At 70.7% G+C, this 20,305-nt stretch carries 18 protein-coding genes; 5 read left to right on the forward strand and 13 right to left on the reverse strand.

Going from position 1 to position 20,305, the window contains the following annotated elements; translation table 11 throughout:
* Positions 1-48: 48 nt before the first annotated feature.
* The 13 genes from ASE14_RS15700 to ASE14_RS15760 form a co-directional block, all read right to left on the reverse strand.
* Positions 49-924 carry an amidohydrolase gene (locus ASE14_RS15700; RefSeq protein ID WP_056657107.1) on the reverse strand — a complete coding sequence of 292 codons (876 nt, stop codon included), beginning with the start codon at positions 922-924 and terminating at the stop codon, positions 49-51.
* Positions 921-1,856 carry an aldo/keto reductase gene (locus ASE14_RS15705; protein WP_056657110.1) on the reverse strand — a complete coding sequence of 312 codons (936 nt, stop codon included), beginning with the start codon at positions 1,854-1,856 and terminating at the stop codon, positions 921-923. Before ASE14_RS15705 ends, ASE14_RS15700 begins: the two co-directional genes overlap by 4 nt.
* Positions 1,826-2,614: a dimethylmenaquinone methyltransferase gene (locus ASE14_RS15710; protein ID WP_056657113.1), complete on the reverse strand. Its 789-nt coding sequence runs from the start codon at positions 2,612-2,614 to the stop codon at positions 1,826-1,828. Before ASE14_RS15710 ends, ASE14_RS15705 begins: the two co-directional genes overlap by 31 nt.
* Entirely contained in the window at positions 2,607-4,550 is a 1,944-nt protein-coding gene (locus ASE14_RS15715; protein ID WP_056657116.1) for a hypothetical protein, read from the reverse strand. The genes ASE14_RS15710 and ASE14_RS15715 overlap by 8 nt, the downstream gene beginning before the upstream one ends.
* Positions 4,551-4,553: 3 nt before the next feature.
* On the reverse strand, positions 4,554-5,513 hold the full coding sequence (locus ASE14_RS15720) for a carbohydrate ABC transporter permease (RefSeq protein WP_235511437.1): 960 nt from the start codon (positions 5,511-5,513) through the stop codon (positions 4,554-4,556).
* Positions 5,513-6,412: a carbohydrate ABC transporter permease gene (locus ASE14_RS15725; protein WP_056657119.1), complete on the reverse strand. Its 900-nt coding sequence runs from the start codon at positions 6,410-6,412 to the stop codon at positions 5,513-5,515. Before ASE14_RS15725 ends, ASE14_RS15720 begins: the two co-directional genes overlap by 1 nt.
* Positions 6,413-6,498: 86 nt before the next feature.
* Positions 6,499-7,758, reverse strand: coding sequence for an ABC transporter substrate-binding protein (locus tag ASE14_RS15730; RefSeq protein ID WP_056657122.1), 1,260 nt, complete (start codon positions 7,756-7,758; stop codon positions 6,499-6,501).
* A 108-nt stretch (positions 7,759-7,866) separates the two neighbouring features.
* The gene (locus ASE14_RS15735; protein WP_056657125.1) at positions 7,867-8,712 is read right to left on the reverse strand and encodes an NAD(P)-dependent oxidoreductase; all 846 of its coding nucleotides are present in this window, start codon (positions 8,710-8,712) and stop codon (positions 7,867-7,869) included.
* 34 nt (positions 8,713-8,746) lie between these two features.
* Positions 8,747-10,186 carry an aldehyde dehydrogenase (NADP(+)) gene (locus ASE14_RS15740; RefSeq protein WP_056657128.1) on the reverse strand — a complete coding sequence of 480 codons (1,440 nt, stop codon included), beginning with the start codon at positions 10,184-10,186 and terminating at the stop codon, positions 8,747-8,749.
* A complete protein-coding gene (locus tag ASE14_RS15745) occupies positions 10,183-11,148 on the reverse strand; it encodes a 5-dehydro-4-deoxyglucarate dehydratase (protein ID WP_235511438.1) in 966 nt (321 codons plus the stop codon). Before ASE14_RS15745 ends, ASE14_RS15740 begins: the two co-directional genes overlap by 4 nt.
* On the reverse strand, positions 11,145-12,236 hold the full coding sequence (locus tag ASE14_RS15750; RefSeq protein ID WP_056657131.1) for a hypothetical protein: 1,092 nt from the start codon (positions 12,234-12,236) through the stop codon (positions 11,145-11,147). Before ASE14_RS15750 ends, ASE14_RS15745 begins: the two co-directional genes overlap by 4 nt.
* Positions 12,236-13,459, reverse strand: a complete 1,224-nt coding sequence (locus tag ASE14_RS15755) for an enolase C-terminal domain-like protein (protein ID WP_056657134.1) — start codon at positions 13,457-13,459, stop codon at positions 12,236-12,238. Before ASE14_RS15755 ends, ASE14_RS15750 begins: the two co-directional genes overlap by 1 nt.
* A gap of 84 nt (positions 13,460-13,543) precedes the next feature.
* Positions 13,544-14,539, reverse strand: coding sequence for a LacI family DNA-binding transcriptional regulator (locus tag ASE14_RS15760; protein WP_056657137.1), 996 nt, complete (start codon positions 14,537-14,539; stop codon positions 13,544-13,546).
* Positions 14,540-14,666: 127 nt separating this feature from the next.
* Here ASE14_RS15760 and uxaC point away from each other — a divergent pair, with 127 nt between their 5' ends.
* Genes uxaC through ASE14_RS15785 form a run of 5 tightly spaced genes read left to right on the forward strand, consistent with a single transcriptional unit; the run spans position 14,667 to position 20,247 of the window.
* Positions 14,667-16,079 (forward strand): glucuronate isomerase, encoded by a 1,413-nt coding sequence (uxaC, locus tag ASE14_RS15765; RefSeq protein ID WP_235511439.1) that lies wholly within the window; start codon positions 14,667-14,669, stop codon positions 16,077-16,079.
* A gap of 38 nt (positions 16,080-16,117) precedes the next feature.
* A complete protein-coding gene (locus ASE14_RS15770) occupies positions 16,118-17,320 on the forward strand; it encodes a mannitol dehydrogenase family protein (RefSeq protein ID WP_162257758.1) in 1,203 nt (400 codons plus the stop codon).
* Positions 17,317-18,564: a D-mannonate dehydratase ManD gene (manD, locus tag ASE14_RS15775; protein WP_056657143.1), complete on the forward strand. Its 1,248-nt coding sequence runs from the start codon at positions 17,317-17,319 to the stop codon at positions 18,562-18,564. Before ASE14_RS15770 ends, manD begins: the two co-directional genes overlap by 4 nt.
* Before the next feature lie 40 nt (positions 18,565-18,604).
* Positions 18,605-19,372, forward strand: a complete 768-nt coding sequence (locus ASE14_RS15780; protein ID WP_056657146.1) for a thioredoxin domain-containing protein — start codon at positions 18,605-18,607, stop codon at positions 19,370-19,372.
* Positions 19,369-20,247, forward strand: a complete 879-nt coding sequence (locus ASE14_RS15785; RefSeq protein ID WP_369816504.1) for a cytochrome c biogenesis CcdA family protein — start codon at positions 19,369-19,371, stop codon at positions 20,245-20,247. The genes ASE14_RS15780 and ASE14_RS15785 overlap by 4 nt, the downstream gene beginning before the upstream one ends.
* Positions 20,248-20,305 lie beyond the last annotated feature (58 nt).

The following is a 20,305-nucleotide window of genomic DNA, read 5'->3' on the forward strand; positions in this document are numbered from 1 at the left end:
CGGCGAAGTGGTGCTGACCAGCGATACTGATCGAGAATAGATTAGCGGTTATCGATACTGATGCAACGAGTACGTCGCGCGCGCCGTGCTCGACCAGACCGCCTCGGCGTCACGCGCCGTCATCGACCCGAGCGCTGCATGCGTCCGTTCGAGCACGGCCACGTACGGTCCGATGCGCGACGACATCGGCCAGTCGCTGCCGAACATGATGCGCTCGGGCCCGAGCGCCTGCAGTGCGGACTGCACCACGGATCGGGCGCGTTCCGCGCCGGCGACGACGTCGTCACCGGCCGCGAAGAGTCCCGAGACCTTCGCGACGACGTTGGCTCGGGCGCTGAGCGTCCGAAGGGCCGAACGCCACGCCGAGTCCGGGTCGGATGTCCCGATGCCGAGATGGTCGAGCACGAAGACGAGGCCCGGATGACGCGCGGCGAGCCCGTCGACCGCAGCCACCTGATCGGGGCGGCAGAGCACCTCCACGACGAGACCCCGCTGTTCGGCCGCCCCGAGCAGCGCCGGCAGGCCCTCGAGAGCGGTCCACTCGGCACCGCGCCGGTGCACGGGAAGCCGCACCCCGCGCGGAAGGACGCCGCGCTCGTCGACCGCGGACTGCACCCTGCCGAGCCACGCATCGCGCTCAGCGGCGAACTGCACGACCGCCGCCGCCTCGAGCCGATGCGCGTCGGCGCCGCTCAATACGTCGAAGAGCCAGCGCGCCTCGACCGCGGTGTCGCCGGCCTGCACGACGACGGCCGCACCGACCGGTGCCTCACCGACGGCGGCGAGGTAGTCGCTCACCGTGTAGCGCTCGGAGAGCTCCGGCACGCTCGCCAGCCACGGCAGTTCGAACGCCGCCGTGTCCCAGAGGTGCAGGTGGGCGTCGACGATCGCAGGCGACGCGCCGGCGGGCGGGTCGTCGTTCACTCGATCTCCGACCACAGCTCGTCGGGAACCGTGGTCTCCATGTCCGCGACGAACGACCGCACCTCGGCGGCCGTGCGCGCGCCGACGACGACACCGCTGACGGCGGCATGACGGAGCGGGAACTGCACGGCGGCGGCCGACAGCGGCACCCCGTGGGCCGCGCACCGCGACTGCAGCTCACGCGCTCGGCGCAGGACCTCGGGCGGAGCCGGCCGATAGTCGTAGGGTGCGCCGTCGACCGGATCGGCCAGGATCCCGGTGTTGAAGACGCCGGCTGCGATCACGGCCACCTCGTGCTCGATGGTGACCGGGAACAGCTCGTGTGCTGCGGAGGGGTCGAGCAGCGTGTACCGGCCCGCCTCCATCACGACGTCGATCCCCGCCTCGGCAGCGAACCGCGCAAGCGGGGCCGACACGTTCATGCCGACGCCGATCGCACGGACGACGCCTTCGGCGCGGAGCGCGGCCATGGCGGGCAACGCCCCGGCGAGCGCCGCATCGACGTCCTCGGGGTCGTGCAGGTACAGCACGTCGACCCGGTCGAGGCCGGTTCTGGCGAGCGTCTGATCGAGGCTGCGGAGCACCGCGTCGGCGCTCAGGTCGGACACCGTCCTGACCCCGACGTCGCCTCGGGCGACATCTCGCCCGTCTTCGTCGACGACCCGGCGGCCGACCTTGGTCGCCACGCTGTACTCGGCGCGCGGCACACCCCGCAGGGCCCGGCCGAGCCGCGCCTCGCTGAGTCCAGCGCCGTAGTGCGGCGCCGTGTCGAAGAAGCGGATGCCCGAATCGAGCGCCGCCTGTACCGTCGCCTGGGCGTCGGCCTCGGTCACGCTCGAGAACAGGTCTCCGATGGGCGCGCAACCGAGGCCGACACCGTCGAGCGGCCAGCCCGAGGAGCTCACCGCCGCGATGCCGCGGCGGCGCGCCATGCCTCGTACTCCGCGCGGGTGCCCTCGTTCAGCGGGTAGTAGTCGCTGAGGCGCGCGCCTTCGTCGAGCCGCTGGCGGCTGAACACCTCCCACTCCTGGTGGTCGCTGGCCGATTCGCGCACCTCGCCGGCGAGCGCCTGCGGCACCACGACGGGGCCGTCGTCGTCGGCGACGACGAAGTCGCCGGGCATGCAGAGCACGCCGCCCACGGCGACCGGCACGTCGTACGCCCAGGGGAACAGCTCGCTCTGCGAGGCGTAGTGCGGGGTGGCACCGGTCGACCAGACGGGGATGCCGAGCTCACGGATCCTGCCCGCGTCCCTGATCCGGCCGTCGACCACGATGCCGGCGCCCCCCTTGCGCTTGAAGTACCGGGCGAGGATGTCGCCGATGCATCCGGAGAATGCGCTGCCGTACGCCTGGATCACGAGCACATCACCGGGCTGCACGGTCTCCATGACCGCCCAGAGTGCGGTGTGGCGTTCGACGTACTCCTGGGCCAGACCCGACGCGAGGTCTTCACGCTGCGGCATGAACTGCAGGGTGAGCGCGGAGCCGACGACCTTCTGGCCGGGTACGAGCGGCCGGGGGCCTTCGACGAAGGACCGGCGGATGCCGAGACCGTGGAGCTTCGAGCAGGCGGTCGCCGAACCGACGACCTGCATGGCCTCGAGCTCGGCCGCGTCGGGCCGCTGCCACTCGCCGCCGCGGATCGGCAGCTCGATGCGTGGCGCCGTCGACGTGGTCGTTTCAGACATGGTGGTGCTTCCTTCTCTGTTCGGTGTTGGGTTCCGAGGCGCGACGGTGATGGCGTGCCGGCCTGATCTCTGGAGTCACCTCGATGACGAGGAGCGCTCGATGCGCGGGGGGAAGCTCGACGAGCAGTTCGGGGGCGTCGACGCGAATCGTGGTCGTGATCGGCGCGCCGGGGGTCGACGTGGTCACCACGGAGCTGCCGGGGTACACACCACCCGCTTCGCCGCGCGCCCAGACGTTCGCGATGTCGCGCTCTCCGAACCGCCCGGGTCGCACGATGACCCGGCGCGATGCGGTCATCGACAGGTTCACGAGTTCGAGCGTGATGCGCTCGCCGTCGATCGACGAGACGAGCGCCGCGACATCCGGTGGCAGCCCCGGCCTGTTGCGGTCCGCGTCGTCGTAGCTCACCGCGGCGAGCGGAAGCCCGCCGTTGTAGAGCACCTGCGGCGCACCGGTGATGAGCTGGCCGAGCACCTCGGTGACGACGGGATTGACCCGCTGCCAGAAGTGGATGTGCACGGTGTCGGGGTCGGGCTCCTCCCCCTCGATGAGTGCGACCCGTCGGGCGACCTGCCCGAGTGCCATCGACAGCGCCCGCTCGGGGTAGTCGTGGTTCTCACCCGCGAGGTAGCTGAGCCACGGCACTTCATGCCCGGCTTCGGCCTTGTCTCGGAACGGCTTCACCTCGGTCGGCGACTCGGGATGCCACGACATGAGCGTGCGAAGGCGCGCCCAGTCCCGCGCGTCCCGCGAGAACCACCAGAGCCACGTCGGCAGGTCGAGCGGCATCGGGCCGAAGTCGAACCAGCCGTCGCGCCCGTACCGGTGCGGTACGAGCCGCCCCTCGGTGCCGGCGTCACCGCCGAGACGGCTCAGCCAGTTGTCGCGCAGGCTCATCGGCGTCGCCTCGACCGACCCGGTGACAGCACGCTCCATCGTCACGTCCAGCGGCGCGCGTGCGAGGTCGAGGTAGGAGTCGTCGCCGCTCACGAGGGCGGCGTTGATCGCGCCGATCACGGCCCCCATGCCGACCGACGGCAGGCCGTGCGGCCACGTCCAGCCGTAGTGCCCGCCGTACCAGCGCCCGTCGTGCATGCCGCCGACCGTGCCGTCGGGCCCCACGTTGTCGGGCAGCAGCCCGTCGTTGGCCAGGGCCCGGCTCCGCCATCCGTCGACATAGCGCAGCACCCAGGCCGATGCCTCGGGATCGCCGTCGTACAGCCAGTGGTTCACGACGAGGCTCGTGGCCGCGAGGTTGACCGCGGCATCGCCCTGCGCGTTGCGCTGCATCGCCGCGCCCATCGCCGCCGCGTTCGATGGATCGGCGAGATCGTCCCACGACTCGATGCCCGGCAGGTGCTCGAGCGGCAGGCCGTACGGCTTCATGTTGAGCTGCGACGCGGGATAGTTCGCCCAGTCGACGCCCTCGAGCGCGCCGAGCGCGCCGTTGTGCGCGGCCCGGATGGTGTTCGTCGACGGGTCGTAGTTACCGTTCGTGGGATCGAGGTACAGCGCGGCGAACCGTCGGGCGCGCTCGCGGAACTCGTCATCGGCCGGGTCGGCGGCGCACAATGCGTAGAAGAAGATGAGCGACTCCCCCTGGTGGAACCAGTCGTAGCCGTTCTCGAACTCGTCGGTGAGCATGCCCTGCTCCGTCATCTGCGCGGTCACCCCCCGCCAGTGGTGCTTGGCCGCCTCGAGGATGTCGTCGCTGCCGCCCATCGCGTAGAAGGCGGGCCAGTTGAAGAACGGCTCGTAGAAGTCGTCGACGCCGTCGCGAGTCGTGAGCTGCTGCGAGAAGCGGATGCGCCCGTCGGGCTCGCAGTACCGGTCGGCGAAGAGGCGCCAGGCGTGCTCGATCTCGTCGAACAATCGGCGTTGCAGCACCGCCCATGCGGGGAACTCGCGCATCGGCGCAGTCGGAATGCGAGTCATCGCTCAGCCCTTCGTCGCTCCGGCCGCGAGGCCGCCGATGATGTACCGCTGCATCACGAGGAAGAAGATGATCGCGGGCGCGATCGTCAGGAGCAGGGTCGGGAACACCGTGGTGTAGTCGGTCGAGAACTGGCCGATGGCCGCGTAGACGCCCGTCGTGACCGTGTAGATGCCCGAGCTCGGCCCGAGGATCACCTGCGGATTGACGAAGTCGTTCCAGACGCCGATCGAGTGCAGCACGATGACCGTCGCGACGGCGGGCTTCATGATCGGGAAGATGCACAGCCAGAAGGCCCGGATCTTGCCTGCGCCGTCGAGGGCCGCGGCTTCGTCGATGTCCCGGGGCACCGTGCGGAGATACGCGACGAACAGGAAGATCGTGACCGGCAGGGTGCCCGCGGTCTCGAAGAGCACGAATCCCGGGATCGTGCCGATGAGTCCGAGCATTCGGAGCACGAAGACGACCGGGATGAGCGTCACCTGGCCCGGGATGAACAGGCCGGAGACGAACACGAGCAGCAGCGCGAGGTGCCACTTCGACTGGCCCCGCGCGATGACGTATGCGGCGGGCGCCGCGAGGCCGATGCTGAAGACGTTGACGAGCAGCACGAACAGCAGCGTGATGCCGTACGCCTGGATCACGTTGAACTTCTCACTCGTGATCGAGGCCCACAGGTAGTCGAAGGTGAACGATCCGGGAGAGAAGCCGAGCGGGTTCTCGATGATGTCGGCCTGCGGCTTGAACGCGCTGATGACGAGGATGTAGAGCGGGGTCAGCATGACGACGGCGACGAGGCACAGGATCGTCCACTTGAGGATCAGTCCGCCGACCGAGTTCGACGTCGGCGTCGATCGGCGGGCCCGCCGCCGCTCTCGCTGCACCGCACGCATCGCGGTCGTGTTCAGCGTGAGCTCTTCCGGGCCTTCGACCAGCGCGGTCGAGATGGTTTCGGTCGTGGGCATCAGTCGGCCACCTTCTTCTCCGCATTGCGACGCGCCAGCGTGACGCCGATTCCGAGCACCGCGGTCACGATCAGGAGGATCACGCCCTGGGCGGCTCCGTAGCCGAGCTTGCCGTTGTCGAAGGAGTTCTTGAGGATCTGGAAGACCACGGTCTCGGTCGAGCCCGCCGGGCCGCCCGCTGTGAGCGCCAGGACGACGTCGTAGACCCTGAGGGCGGTGACGAGGCCGAGCACGATGTTGACCGTGACGATGGGAGCGAGCAGCGGCACGGTGATGTTCTTGAACCGGGCCCAGGGGCCGGCGCCATCGACCGTTGCGGCCTCGTAGTACTCGGCGGGGATCGACTTCAGGCCCGCGATGTACAGGATCATCGAGAAGCCGTAGTGCGCCCAGATGCCGGTGACGATGACACTCGTCTGCGCGAATGCCGGGTCCGTGAGGAACGGGATCGACGGGAGTCCGAGATTGGCCAGGATGCTGTTGAACACGCCCTGCGGCGCGAGCATCGCCGACCAGAGGAATCCGATGATGAGGGCGCTGATGATGTAGGGGTAGAAGAAGACGGCGCGGACGACCGTGTTCGCCCGTCCCGGGCCGGCGATCAGCACGGCGAGGGCGAGACCGACCAGGTTGCAGACGACGGTGGTGACCACGGCGAACACCGTGGTGAAGATGGCCGCATCCACCGAGCGGGGATTCTCGAACGCCCTGAGGTAGTTCTCGAATCCGATGAAGGTCAGGTTCAGGCTGAAGCCGTTCCAGTTCGTGAGGCTGAGCACGAATCCGAGGACGGTGGGCACGAGGAACATCGCGGTGAACACGATCACCGCGGGCATCGTCATGATCAGGCCCGGGAGACGCCGTTTCCAGACGATCATCGTGCGAGACGTGTCGGCCATGAGGGTCACCAGCTTTCGGTCGTTCGACGGCGGTCCGGGCGCGGCGGGCTGGCCGCACCCGGACCTGTTGGTTCAGCGAGCGCCGGTCAGCGGTTCGATTCGATCCAGGCGTCCATGGCCGCGATGGCGTCGGCGGCCGAGACGCCGGTCAGCATGGCCTGGGCCTGCACGTTGAGCTCGGTCTGGTAGCCACGCGGCAGCACCCGCTCACCGTAGCCGTCACCGGTCGGCGTGAAGTCGGACTCCGGGGTGTCGGCGACGATGGCCAGGAGCTCCTGGCCGAGCGCGTCCATCTCGTACTCGTAGCCGTCGCGGAAGTTCCCGTCCGCCGCGAGCTGCTTGGTCACGGCCTCCTCGTCGGTGACGAGGAACTCCACGACCTTGGCCGCGGCGTCCTGGTGCTCGGAGGCCATCATGATCACGTAGGGGTTCGCGACGTTCGCGCCCATGGCCGGGTTGTCGATGCCCTTCTCGGCAGGTGCACGGAACACGCCGATCTCGGGCTTCTCGGCGGCCTTCGCCTCGGACGCGGCGAACCAGCTGCCCATCGGGTAGATGGCCGACTTGCCCGACAGGAACTGCTGCTCGGCGTCGGCGTACTTCACGCCGACGGAATCGGCGGGGATGTATCCGGCCGCCACCCACGATGCGTAGCGCTCCATCGCGTCGCTGTACGTCTCGCTGAACGTGACGTCGCCGTCGGACATCTCGGCGAACCAGTCGGCGTTCTCGGCGATGATGCTCGGAAGACCCGTCGTCTGCACGGGGATCTGCGTGATCCACTCGCCACCCGACTGGATCGGAGTCCATCCGGCGTCCTGCAGCTTCTGCAGGTCGGCCTCGAGCTCGTCGACCGTGGTGGGCGGCGCCTCGATGCCGGCCTCGCTGAACGCCTGCTTGTTGTAGAAGTAGATGCTCTGCAGCTGGTAGCCGATGCCCGCCATGTAGTACTTGCCGTCGAGCGAGTACTGGTCGGCGAGCGGTCCGTTCTTCGCCCAGTCGTACTGCGAGAGGTCGACGAGTTCGGGCGCGAGCTCCTCCGTCGGCGGCACCGTCTCGACGATGTCGGGGACCTCGCCCGAGGCGAGGAGTTGCGGGAGCGTCTTCGCGACGCCCTCGGCCGCCGGGGCCTGGATCTTCACGTCGATATCGGGATTGGCTTCTTCGAAGGGCGCGACGAGGTCGTTCCAGAACGCCTCGGTCAGGTTCGGTGTGATGTTGACGAGCATGGTGACCGTGACCTTCTCGCCGGTTTCACCGCCTTCGGCGCCCGCCGCGCATCCGGTGAGTGCCAGCGCGACTGCGGTCAGGCCTGCCGCGGCTGTGGCCATGCGTCCTGTGATCATCTTTGATCCTCTCGTGGTGGGGTAGGGAGGGACATCCACTCCGACGTCGGAAGTCTACGATAATCGATAATCGCTTGCAAACTGTGTCGAGGTGGGAGCGCCGAACGGTCAGTCGAGCAGCGGATGCCCCAGCGGCAGCGCCGGCGTGACGAACCCGTATCCCAGGATCGAGTCGAGATCGAGGTCGTCGATGCGTTCGGGTATCTCGACGGTCCGGCCAGCGCGATGCATGGCGACGAGTTCGCGGGCCGCGTCGTCTCGGGGCTCGAATCCGATCGACCGCCCGGCGTCGAGGGGGAACCACCCCGGGGAGTTGTCGCTCACCGCCCAGACGATCGTGTGGCCGGGCTCCTCCCTGGCGATCACGGCCTCCATCAGTCTGGCGGCGTCGCCGGGCGAGCACCATTGCGCGAGCCCGCGGGGACCCGCCGGTCGCCGCCCGAAGGAGCCGATGCGGGCCGACACGATCGTCATACCGAACCGGTCGGCGAACACGCTGCCGAGCGCCTCCATGGCCGCCTTGCTCACCGCGTAGTACGTGTCCGGCCTCGGCGGGATCATGCCGGCGGCGCCCAGCCGATCGGGGGTCTCGAAACCCACCACGTGATACGTGCTCGCGAGCAGGACCCGGCGCACGCCGGCGACCCTTGCGCTGTCGAGCACCGCCTGACTGCCGTCGATGTTGACCGACAGGATGTCGGCCCACGTCCGTTCGGCAGCGTGCCCGCCGAGATGGATGACCGCCGTGGCGCCGGCGAACGCGGATGCCAGCGCCTCCCGATCGGTGATCGACGCCTCGATCCACTCGTCGCGATGGTCCCGATCGCGTGGGTCCGGGACGGCGATGTCGAGCAGCCGGAGGACGCGGCGCTCGCGTCGGAGCAACGGCACGACCGCGCGGCCGACTCGACCGGCCGCACCGGTCACGACGACGATCTCGTGATCGGCGTTCATCAGGGGGCTCCTCGTCTGCGGCTCGGCCGCTTCGTCATGGGAGGGTGAGCACGCCGTCGATGCGGCGCGGGATTCCGAGCGGATTCGACTCGCGGAGCTCCGGCGGCAGCACCGCCTCCGGCGCGTCCTGGTACGCGACGGGACGCAGGAACCGGCGTATCGCCGTCACGCCCACCGAGGTGTGGATCGACGTCGTGGACGGCCACGGCCCGCCGTGCTGCTGCGCCCAGCTCACGGCGACACCGGTCGGCCACCCGGCGAAGAGCACGCGCCCGGCGACCTCGCCGAGCACGGCGACGATGTCGCGCAGCTCCTCCCCCGGCTCCGCATGCACGGTGGCCGTGAGGCTCCCGCCGATGGCGCGGATCGCGTCGAGCGCCTCACCGACCGAGGTGTACTCGACGACGAGGACCGCGGGCCCGAAGCACTCGGCGAGCAGGGCGGACGGGTCGGCGAGGACGGTGGAGGTGGTCGTCGAGGCCACGACGGGTGCCGCGGCGCCCGGCTGCTGCACGACCTCGCCGGCCACGATCGACACGCCGTCATGCCCGGCCAGCTCGGCGAGCCGGTCGGCGTAGGCCGCTGCGATGCCTTCGGACAGCATGGGCATCGGGTCCGGAGTCCCCACGGCAGCCGCGACCAGCTGGGCGAAGCCGGAGCCCGCGGGCGCGAACACGACCCCCGGGTTCGTGCAGAACTGGCCGTTGCCGAGCGTCACCGAGGCCGCGAGGCCGGCCGCGAGCTCCCCCGCGCGTGCATCCAGCGCCGCGCGTGTGATCAGTACCGGGTTCACGGCGCTGAGCTCCCCGTAGAACGGGATGGGATCGGGCCGCCCTGCGGCGAGGTCGAAGAGGGCACGACCGCCGTGCAGCGAACCGGTGAACCCGACCGCCCTGATCGCCGGATGCCGGACGAGCGCGACCCCCGTCGCACGTCCGGCGACATGGCCGAAGACACCGTCAGGCGCGCCGCATGCATCGAGCGCGCGCACGACGAGTGCTGCGGTGCGCAGCGACAGCCGAGGGTGGGCCGAGTGCCCCTTCACGACGACCGGGCACCCCGCCGCGAGCGCCGAGGCGGTGTCGCCCCCGGCCACCGAGAAGGCGAACGGGAAGTTCGAGGCGCTGAACACCGCGACCGGTCCGAGCGGCCGCAGCATCCGCCGCAGGTCGGGTCGCGGCGGCGTCGACGCCGGTTCGGGGTGGTCGATGGTCGCTTCGAGGTAGGAGCCCTCGACGATCGCGTGGGCGAAGAGGCGCAGCTGCCCCGTCGTACGAGCGAGTTCGCCGGTGAGGCGAGAGCTGCCGAGGTGCGATTCCTCTGCAGCGAGCGCGATGAGCTCGGATGCGTCCGCGTCGAGTTCGTCCGCGACGGCGATGAGCCATCGGGCCCGGTCGGCGGCGCTCGAGTCGACGGTGCTCGCGAACGCCCTGCGGGCGTCGTCGGCGACCTGGGCGAGCGATGGGCCGGTCACGGGGCGACCGTCGTCTCGAGGCGATCGGCGAGCTCGAGGCCGGTCTCGAGCAGCTCCGCCAGTCGCGCCTCCTGCTCGGGCGTCGGGTCGACGAGCGGCGGGCGCACCGAGCCGACCTCGAGTCCCCGCAGTCGCAGCCCCGCCTTGATGAGGGAGACGCCGAAACCGGGCGTCTCGTCACGGAGCCGCACGAGAGGTGCGTAGAACTCGCGGAGCAGCGTCATCCGTGCCGCCTCGTCGCCGTCCGTGTATACGCGGTAGTGCAGGCTCGCCACCTCGGGGATCATCGCGAAGGCCGCAGAGGAGTAACGCGGAACGCCGATGCCGCGGTAGGCGCCCTGCATGAGCTCGGCGGTGAGGAGCCCGTTGAAGAACTGGAAATCGCGACCGGCGTCTTCGGCTGCGAGCACGATCGCCTGCGCGAGCCCGAGATCCCCGATTCCGTCCTTGAACCCGACGATCCTCGGATTCTCGGCGAGGCGCCGGATCGCGACATCCGTGTACCGGGCGGAGCCCCTGTGGTAGACGATCACCGGGAGCTCGCTCGCCTCCGCGATCGCCTCGACCCAGGCGACGAGCCCCTCGGTGGTGCCCGACACGAGGTACGGCGGCAACAGCAGCAGTCCGTCGGCGCCAGCCTCGGCGGCGCCGCGCGCGAGCCCGACGGCGTGACCGAGGGGCCCGCCTGCGCCGGCGATCACCGGCACGCGGCCGGCCACGGTCGCGACCGTGGTGCGCACGACGTCGAGGACCTCGTCGTGACCGAGGGCGTGGAACTCCCCGGTACCGCAGGCGGGGAACACTCCGCCCGGTGCGTAGGGCAGCCGCGACGCGACGTGCTCGGCGAGCATCTCGCGGTCGACCGCGCCCGATCGCGCGAACGGCGTGACCGGGAAGAAGAGCGCGCCATCACCCAGTGCGGGTGCTGGTGCTGGTGCTGGTGCTGGTGCTGGTGCTGTCACGATGGCCTCGAATCATGTGGGGCGGCGGTGTCCGGTGGTTCGATCACTGCCGAGGGTCGCCGCGCGCGCCTCGCCTCGTCGAAGACCTCGACGGCCCTGATCGCGGCCTCGAGGCGACGATCCGACGCGAGGCCGGCGTGATAGACGTGCAGTTCATCGGCGCCCGATTCGGCGAGGGCCGCCCAGTGGGCGGCGAATCCCTGCGGATCGCCGTCGAGGATCGTCACGTACGCGACTCGTCGATCGTGGCGGGCCGCTCGAGCGAGCGCGGCGCGGCCCTGCTCGACGTCGCCCCAGCATCCGACGTAGACCTGCGAGCGGCGGCCCGCTCCGGTGTCTTCGGCCGCGATTCGCAGCTCGACGTCGTGCTGTGCGGCGAGTGCGGCGACCTCCTCGTGGAGCGTGTCGACCACGCGCTCCCGATTCGCCAGGAGCCCGTCCATCCCGGGCGGATCCATCGCGCCGTCGACAGCGGCGCGCACACCGGCCCGGAATCCGTCTCGATCCGGGGCCGGCATCAGCCCGTCGAGGCACTCGTCGCACATGCAACGTCCCAGCAGTCCGATCTGGCGGGCATCGAAGTCGGCCCCCGCCGTCTTCTCGTGCAGCGACCCGTGCGGCAGCGCGAGCCACCCGAGGGCTTCCAGCCAGGCCGTGCCGCCCGCCGCGGTCGGGAATGCGGCGCCGGCCAGCTCGATCACGAAGCGGCGGCTCGCCGGCGAGCTGAGGCACAGCGCATGCGACAGCTCGTCGCCGAACGCATTGACCACGCGTGGCAGGTCGGGCCGGACACCGTCGAGGTGCCCGAGCACGATCCACGCATCGACGGCGATGCCGGCGCGCTGGAGCGCGTCGCGTGCCGGATCGAACGACCAGGGTCCTTCTGGGAGCGGGCCGAGTCGGCCGAGATAGCTCGCCGATGTGCGCAGCTCGACCACGCGATGCAGCGGATGCCTCGGGGTCGCGACCCGGGCCGCGTGATACGTGGCTGCGAGCGCGACCCGTTCGACGCCGCGCCGTGCGAGCGACGCCGCGGCATCGGGATCCCCCTCGACGTCCCAGGGGAACAACCGGAAGACCGCGGTCATCAGAACCGCGCGGGCGAGGGATCGAACGCGGGATCGAAGGTGCGCATGTACCCCGTGTCGTCACGCACCGTGCGGCCGGACTCGAGGTACTGCCGGTGCAGGCGATCGACGACGTCGTCGCGCAGCTCGACGCCGAGCCCCGGGGCATCCGGCACTCGCACGGCACCGCCGGAGAATGCGATGTCGCCGAGATCGACGATCTCGTCATCGGAGTTCCAGGGGTAGTGCGTGTCGCAGGCGTGGTCGAGCTCGGGCGTCGCCGCCGCCACGTGCACCATCGCGGCGAGCGAGACGCCGAGGTGCGAGTTCGAGTGCATCGAGACACCGAGGCCGGCCGCTCCGCATCGGGCGGCGAGCTCGCGCGTCGCGTCGAGCCCGCCCCACATATGGTGGTCGGCGAGCACGATGTCGACGCCGCCGAGCTCGACCATCTCGTCGAACTCGGGCCAGGTGGTGCCGATCATGTTGGTGGCGAGCGGCATGGGCGCCTGTGCGCGGACCTGGGCCATCGCATGGACGCCGGGTGCCGGATCCTCCAGGTATTCGAGCACTCCGTCGAGCGCGACGGCGACCTCGATGGAGGTCGGCACCGACCACCCGGCATTCGGGTCGAGCCGCAGCGGCACGCCGGGGAAGGCCTGCGCGAGCGCCTGTACGGCCGCGACCTCCTGCCCGGGTTCGAAGACGCCCCCCTTGAGCTTGATCGAGCGAAAGCCGTACTCGTCGATGAGCATGCGCGCCTGCGCGACGACCCCGACGGGGTCGAGCGCGGCTCCCCATCGGTCGGCCGGCTCCCCAGGGTGACCGGCCCACTTGTAGAACAGGTACGCGGCGAAGTCCACCTCGTCTCGCACCCGCCCGCCGAGGAGCTCGGCGACCGGGACCCCTTCGAGTCGGCCGTGGGCGTCGTACGCCGCGACGTTGATCGGCGAGCACGCGCGCATCGTGCGGTGCGATGCAGGATCCCCCAGCTCGGCCACGATCGCGTCGGTCAGTGAGGAGCGATCGTCGACCCGCATGCCGATGATCCGCGGAGCGATCCTGCGGAGATCCTCGATCACGGAGAGCTCGCCGATGGTCTCGCCGAGCCCGATCGTGCCGTCGTCGAGCCGCAGCTTCACGAGCGTGCGGAGTGCGAGCGGCTCGTGCACCCCCACCGTGTTGAGGAGGGCGGGATCGCGGAACGCGAGCGGGATGACTTCTACAGCCGAGATGCGAGACATATCCACCTGTCGATTATCGATTATCTGCCAGCGTAACAGATCGCGCTCGAGCCGCACGGCGTGCGCCGGCGTCGTCTCGCGCCGTCAGGCCACCGGGCCGGTCGACCGGCGCACGATGAGTTCGGCACCGAGCACGAGCGGCGCGCCGGCCTCCGGCTGCGGGTCTCGAAGGTGCACGAGCATCGTCGCCGCTGCCGCTCGACCGGCCCGCTCCCCCGGCACCCGGATCGTCGTGAGCGGCGGGCTGCAGAAGTCTGCTCCGAACACGTCGTCGCAGCCCACGATGCCGAGGTCCTCCGGCACCCGCACGCCGCGCTCCTGCAACCGGCCGAGCATGCCGATGGCGATGGCGTCGTTGAACGCGAGACACGCGGTGGCCCCGGTCAGCAGCACCGCGTCGGCCGCGGCGGCTCCCGAAGCACGGGTGGGCGTGAAGTGCCCCACATCGACCACGTCGATCCCGAGACGCCGACCGGCGGACGATGTCGTGTGCCGCCGCCGCGCACTCGACCACGAGCCCACCGGCCCGCCGACGAACGCCACGCGGCGATGCCCCAGTGAGGCGAGGTGCTCGAGGGCGCGGACCACGGCCGCGGCGGTGTCGACGACCACGGTCGCGACGCCCTCGGCACTGCGGTTGATCGCGACGAGCGGATGCAGCGCGGCGATGCTGCGCAGCTCGGCGTCGCTCAGGCGGGATGCGGCGAGGATGATGCCGTCGGTGGCACCGCGCAAGGCGGCGATCGCTGCCCGCTCGGCGTCCGCGGACTCCTCGGTGTCGACGAGGAACAGGCGATGGCCGGCCGCCCCCAGCTCGAGCTGGGTGCCGCGGATGACGTCGACGTAGTACCCGTTCGCGATGTCGGCGACGACGAGGGCGATCGACCCGGTGCGCCTCGACCCGAGCGCCCTGGCGTGCACGCTCGGGCGATAGTCGAGCTCCGCTGCGACGCGCTCGACGAGCTCGCGAGTGGTCTCGCTCACCCGCCCGGGCCGGCTCAGCGCGCGCGAGACGGTCGACGTCGCCACGCCGGCGCGCTCGGCGACATCGCGGATCGTCACCGCTCTGCGGTTCACCATGCTGCTGCCCTCCTGCACCGTTCGACGGCACGACCCGGCGAGCCTACGCGCGCATGGCAATTTATGGCAACCGTTTGTCGTCGCCGACGACGGCGACCTATCGTCGGCGGGAACCGAGAGGACCACCGTGACGGACACCATCGCCGCCGAGCAGCTCGCCAACCCCGACACGCGAGTGCTGCCCGCCGATCCGCGAACCCGCGGCATCGCCCTCGAACTGCTCCAGGAGGTCGCTGCGCTGCCGATCCTCTCGCCGCACGGCCACGTGCCGGCCGGCCTCATCGAGGCCGATCGCGCCTTCGCCGACCCCGCGACGCTCCTCATCACCCCCGACCACTACGTCACCCGCGTGCTGCACGCCGACGGTGTGAGCCTCAGCGAACTCGGACGCGGCGACTCCCCCGCGGACCCGCGCGCGGTGTGGCGCAGCTTCTGCGCACGCTGGCCGCTCTTCGACGGCACGGCGAGCGGACTCTGGCTGCGCGATGAGCTCGTCGAACTGTTCGGCGTCGCCGTCGAACCGTCGGCCGCGAACGCCGACGAACTGTACGACGTCATCGCCGTCCGGCTCGCCGAACCCGGATTCCGACCCCGCGCGCTGCTCCGCGACTTCGACATCGAGGTGCTGGCCACGACCGATGACCCGCTCGACGACCTCTCCGCCCACGCGGCACTCGCCGCGCTGTCCGACGTGCCGACGAGGGTCGTCCCGACGTTCCGACCCGATGCCTACGTGTCGGCGGCCCCCGGCTTCGCCGACCGCGTCGATCGGCTGACCGCGGCATCCGGCACCAGCGCCGACCACGCCGGGTACCTCGGCGCCCTGCGCACCCAGCGCGCACGCTTCATCCGGCATGGCGCGGTGTCCGCCGACCATGGCGTCCGAACGGCGCAGACGCTGCGCCTCGAGGCCGACGAGGCGGCGCGGCTCTTCGACCGGGTCCGCCGCGTCGACGCTGCGGAGTCCGATCGGGCGGCCTTCGAAGCCCACATGCTCTACGAGTCGGCCCGGATGAGCGTCGACGACGGCCTCGTCATGACCGTGCACCCGGGCGTCCATCGTGACCACCATCCGCCGACGCGACGCGCCTTCGGCCCGGACACCGGCCACGACATCCCGTTCGCGCTCGACTTCACGGGTGCGTTGCAACCGCTGCTCGAGGACTTCGGCACGGCAGCAGGCTTCCACCTCGTGCTCTACACGATCGACGAGACGACCTACTCACGCGAGCTCGCACCCCTCGCGGGCTTCTACCCGAGCGTCTACCTCGGCTCGCCGTGGTGGTTCCTCGACGCTCCCGACGCGATGCTGCGCTTCCGTCGGGCGACGATCGAGACCGCGGGGTTCTCGCGCACGGCGGGGTTCGTCGACGACACTCGCGCACTGTGCTCGATCCCCGCGCGCCACGACGTCGCCCGTCGCGTCGATGCGGGTTTCCTGGCCGGCCTCGTCGCCGAGGAACGCCTGTCCTTGCCCGCCGCCCGTCGCGCGATCCGCACCCTCACCGACGATGCCCCGCGACGGGTGTTCAAGCTGTGAGCGCGTTCCCCCGCCTCCACCGTGCACCCGGTGCTGCCGTGCCCCCTGCCCGCATCGTCCACCTCGGACTCGGCGCCTTCCACCGTTCCCACCAGGTCTGGTTCACGGCGAATGCATCCGACGCCGCCGAGTGGGGCATCGCGGCGTTCACCGTCCGCAGCCCAGCGGCGGCACGCCCGCTCGAGGAGCAGGGCGGCCTCTTCACGCTCGTCGAGCGCGGGCCCGATGGAGATCGGGCCTCGGTGCTGTCGAACCTCGTCGAGGCGCACGACGGCAGCGCGATGCACCGGTTCCGCGAGTTGCTCGGCGAACCGGCCGTCGCGGTCATCACCATCACGGTGACGGAACGCGGCTACGGCGTCGGCCCCGACGCCGCCTCCGTCGAGGAGTACCACGTTGATGACATCGCTCGGCTGATCGCCGGTGCCGATCCGGTGACGGCCATGGGACGCCTGTACGACGGACTGCGCCACCGCCATGGCGTCGGCGCCGGCCCGATCGCCGTCGTGCCCTGCGACAACCTGCCCGAGAACGGCGCACTCGTCGCCTCCATCCTCGGCATGATCGCCGACCGCGTCGACCCCGGTTTCCGGGCCACGCTGGAACGGGAGGTGTCGTTCGTCACCACCTCGGTCGATCGCATCACGCCGCGCACGACGGTGCACGACCTCGAGGCGGTCCGCCGCCTCACCGGGGCAGACGACCGGTCACCGGTCGTGGCCGAGCCGTTCGCCGACTGGGTGCTCGCTGGCCGATTCCCGGCGGGTCGGCCGGATTGGGAGTCTGCCGGAGCGACGTTCGCCGACGATGTCGGCCCGTACACGAGACGCAAGCTGTGGCTCCTGAACGGTGCGCACACGATCCTCGCGGCGCGAGGCCTCCGCCGCGGACACGAGACGGTCGCCGCAGCGATGGCCGACCCGGTGGTCGCAGCCGACGTCGAGGCCTTCTGGGCCGCCGCCGTCCGTCACCTCCCCGCCCGGCTCGATCTCGACCGCTATCTCGAGCGGCTCCGCGAACGGTTCGCCAACGCGCGCATCGAGCACCGCCTCCGACAGATCCAGCAGGATGCCCCGCTGAAGATCCGCCTCAGGATCACGCCCGTGCTCGAGGCCGAACGCGCCGAAGGGCGCGAGCTTCTCGCGGCAGACCGCACCATCGCCGACGCCGCAGCCCTCGATGAACCGATCCCCCGATCATCGGCCGATGCCGCGCAGAACGAAAGGACCACACCATCATGAAGATCACGGGAGCCGAGGTGCTCGTCTCGAGCCCTGGCCGCAACTTCGTCACGCTGCGCATCACCGTGGAGGACGGCACGACCGGGCTCGGCGATGCCACGCTGAACGGGCGTGAACTCGCGGTCGCCGCCTACCTGTCCGAGCACGTCGTCCCGCTCCTGATCGGACGCGATGCCCACGCGATCGAGGACACCTGGCAGTACCTGTACCGCGGCGCCTACTGGAGACGCGGTCCGGTCACGATGACGGCGATCGCCGCCGTGGACACCGCGCTGTGGGACCTGAAGGCCAAGTCGGCCGGCCTCCCCCTCTACCAGCTGCTGGGCGGCCGGAGCCGCGAGGGATGCCTCGTCTACGGGCACGCGAGCGGGGCCGGGCTCCCCGAACTCTTCGACTCGATCGCCGAGCACCTCGAGCAGGGCTATCGTGCCATCCGCATCCAGACCGGAGTTCCGGGCCTCGGCGCGGTCTACGGTGTCGCGGGCGGCGCGGCATCGGCCGGCGGGGCGGGGGCCGGAGGCATCCGCTACGACTACGAACCCGCCAAGCGCGGGCCGCTGCCGTCGGAGGAGGCGTGGGACACCCGCGCGTACCTGCGCCACATCCCCGGGGTGTTCGAGGCGGTGCGCAACGAGTTCGGCCCGGAGCTGCCGCTCCTGCACGACGCGCATCATCGGCTGACGCCGATCCAGGCGGCCAAGCTCGGAAAGTCGCTCGAACCGTACGACCTGTTCTGGCTCGAAGACGTGACGCCCGCCGAGAATCAGGCCGTGCTGCGCCGGGTGCGGGAGCACACCACGACGCCGCTGGCGATCGGCGAGGTGTTCAACACGATCTGGGACTACCGCGAGCTCTTCGAGGAGCAGCTGATCGACTACGTTCGCTCCCCCATCACGCACGCCGGCGGCATCACGGGTCTCCGCCGCATCCTCGACTACGCGTCGGTCTACCAGATCAAGTCGGGGGTGCACGGTCCGACGGATGTGTCGCCCGTCGGGCTCGCCGCCGCGATCCACCTCGGCGTCGCGATCCCGAACTTCGGCATCCAGGAGTACATGCGGCACAGTGCGGCCACCGGCGACGTGTTCCGAAGCGAGATCCGATTCGCCGGCGGGATGCTCGCGCCGGGCACGAGCCCGGGGCTCGGCGTGGAGTACGACGACGTGGTCGCCGCGGCGCATCCGTACGAGGCGGCGTACCTCCCGGTCAACCGTCTGCTCGACGGATCGATGCACGACTGGTGACTCGGCTCGCTCTAGGATTCAACATGTATCCTAGGCCGCGATGTCCACGAAAACGCCCTCCCCGAAGCCCGTCCACCCGCTCGCGCGCAAGCTCCGCGTCGCCCGCATCCTGAACGTCGTGCTCGGCGCGGTCGCCGCGTTCCTGCTCATCGTCGTGATCGCACTGTCGGTGCCGGGCGCCGGGCAGACGGCCGCCGCCGATGCCGCGAAGACGCCCGCCGCAGACGATGCCGGTGCGGCCGCCGGGGCCGGCTCCGAGCTCGCCACGCGCGACCCCGACGACCCGCTCGCGATCGGCGACGTCGACGCCCCGGTGGTGCTCGTCGAGTGGGCCGATTTCCGCTGCCCCTACTGCGCCGTCGTGACGAACCAGACGCTGCCGACCATCTTCGATGAGTACGTCGAGAAGGGCCTCGTGCGCTACGAGTTCCGCGATGTCGCGTTCTTCGGCGAGGAGTCGATCGACGCCGCCGTCGCGGCCCGTGCCGCAGGCGAGCAGGGCAAGTTCCCCGAGTACCTCGAGGCCGTCTTCGCGGCCGCGCCCGAGAAGGGCCACCCCGACATGCCCCGCGAGAAGCTCATCGGCTTCGCCACTGCGGCCGGCGTGCCCGACCTCGCGAAGTTCGAACAGGACCTCGACCGCGCCGACCTCCGCGACGCCGTGCTCGCGAGCACGGAAGAGGCCCAGAAGCTCGGTGTCACGAGCGTGCCGTTCTTCGTCGCGGGCGACCAGGCGCTCTCCGGGGCCCAGCCCATCGAGAACTTCCGCGCCCTCCTCGACGAACAGCTGGCCGCGGCGGGCGAGTGATCTCCCTCGGGCTCGCCGGCGCGCTCGTCGGCGGCATCCTCACCCTGCTGAGCCCCTGCTCGGTGATGCTGCTGCCGGCGTTCTTCGCCTACGCATTCACGAGCCCGAGCCGGCTCATCGCCCGCACCGGGGTGTTCTACCTCGGCCTCATCACGACGCTCGTGCCGATCGGCGTGCTCGCCGGCACGGTCGGTGCGTTCGTCAGCGCCAACCGCACGGCCCTCGTGACGGTGGCCGCGATCGTCATCATCGTGCTCGGCGCGGTGCAGCTCGTCGGCATCCCGTTGCCCGCATTCACCCGCAGCGGAGCGGCAGAGGGCACCGGCGCGGCATCCGTCTACCTGCTCGGCACCGTCTACGGTCTCGCGGGGGTCTGCGCGGGTCCGCTGCTCGGCTCGGTGCTGGCCCTCGCCGCACTCGGCGGACAGCCGCTCTACGGCGGCATCGTGCTCGCGGTCTTCGCCCTCGGCATGACGGTGCCGCTCTTCGTGCTCGCCTTCGCGTGGTCGCGGTCGCCGCGGCTCCGCGGCATGCTGCGCCCCCGCACGGTGCGCATCGGCCGCTGGACCAACACCTGGACGCAGATCGTCGGCGGCCTCCTCGGCATCGGCATCGGCGTGCTCCTCATCGTCACGGAGGGCACCGCCTCGCTCGGCGGTGTGCTCGGCGCCTCGCAGCAGTTCGCGGTCGAGAGCTGGGTGCTCGAGCGCACCGCAGGCGTTTCCGACCTCGTCTTCGCCGCCATCGCCATCGCGGCACTCGCGGGCGCCTGGGGCATCCACCGGTGGCGCAGGGCGGTGTCACGGCGAGCGGATGCCTCGGCCGACGACTCCCCCGAGGCGTCCGCCATAGCCGACGGCCATGACGCCGCGTGACCGCTGCCGCGAACTCGATCCGGGCAGCGGATGCACCGGCGCCGCTGCACCGCCATGA

The organism is Agromyces sp. Root81 (assembly GCF_001429165.1).
In the GTDB taxonomy this organism is placed as follows: domain Bacteria; phylum Actinomycetota; class Actinomycetes; order Actinomycetales; family Microbacteriaceae; genus Agromyces.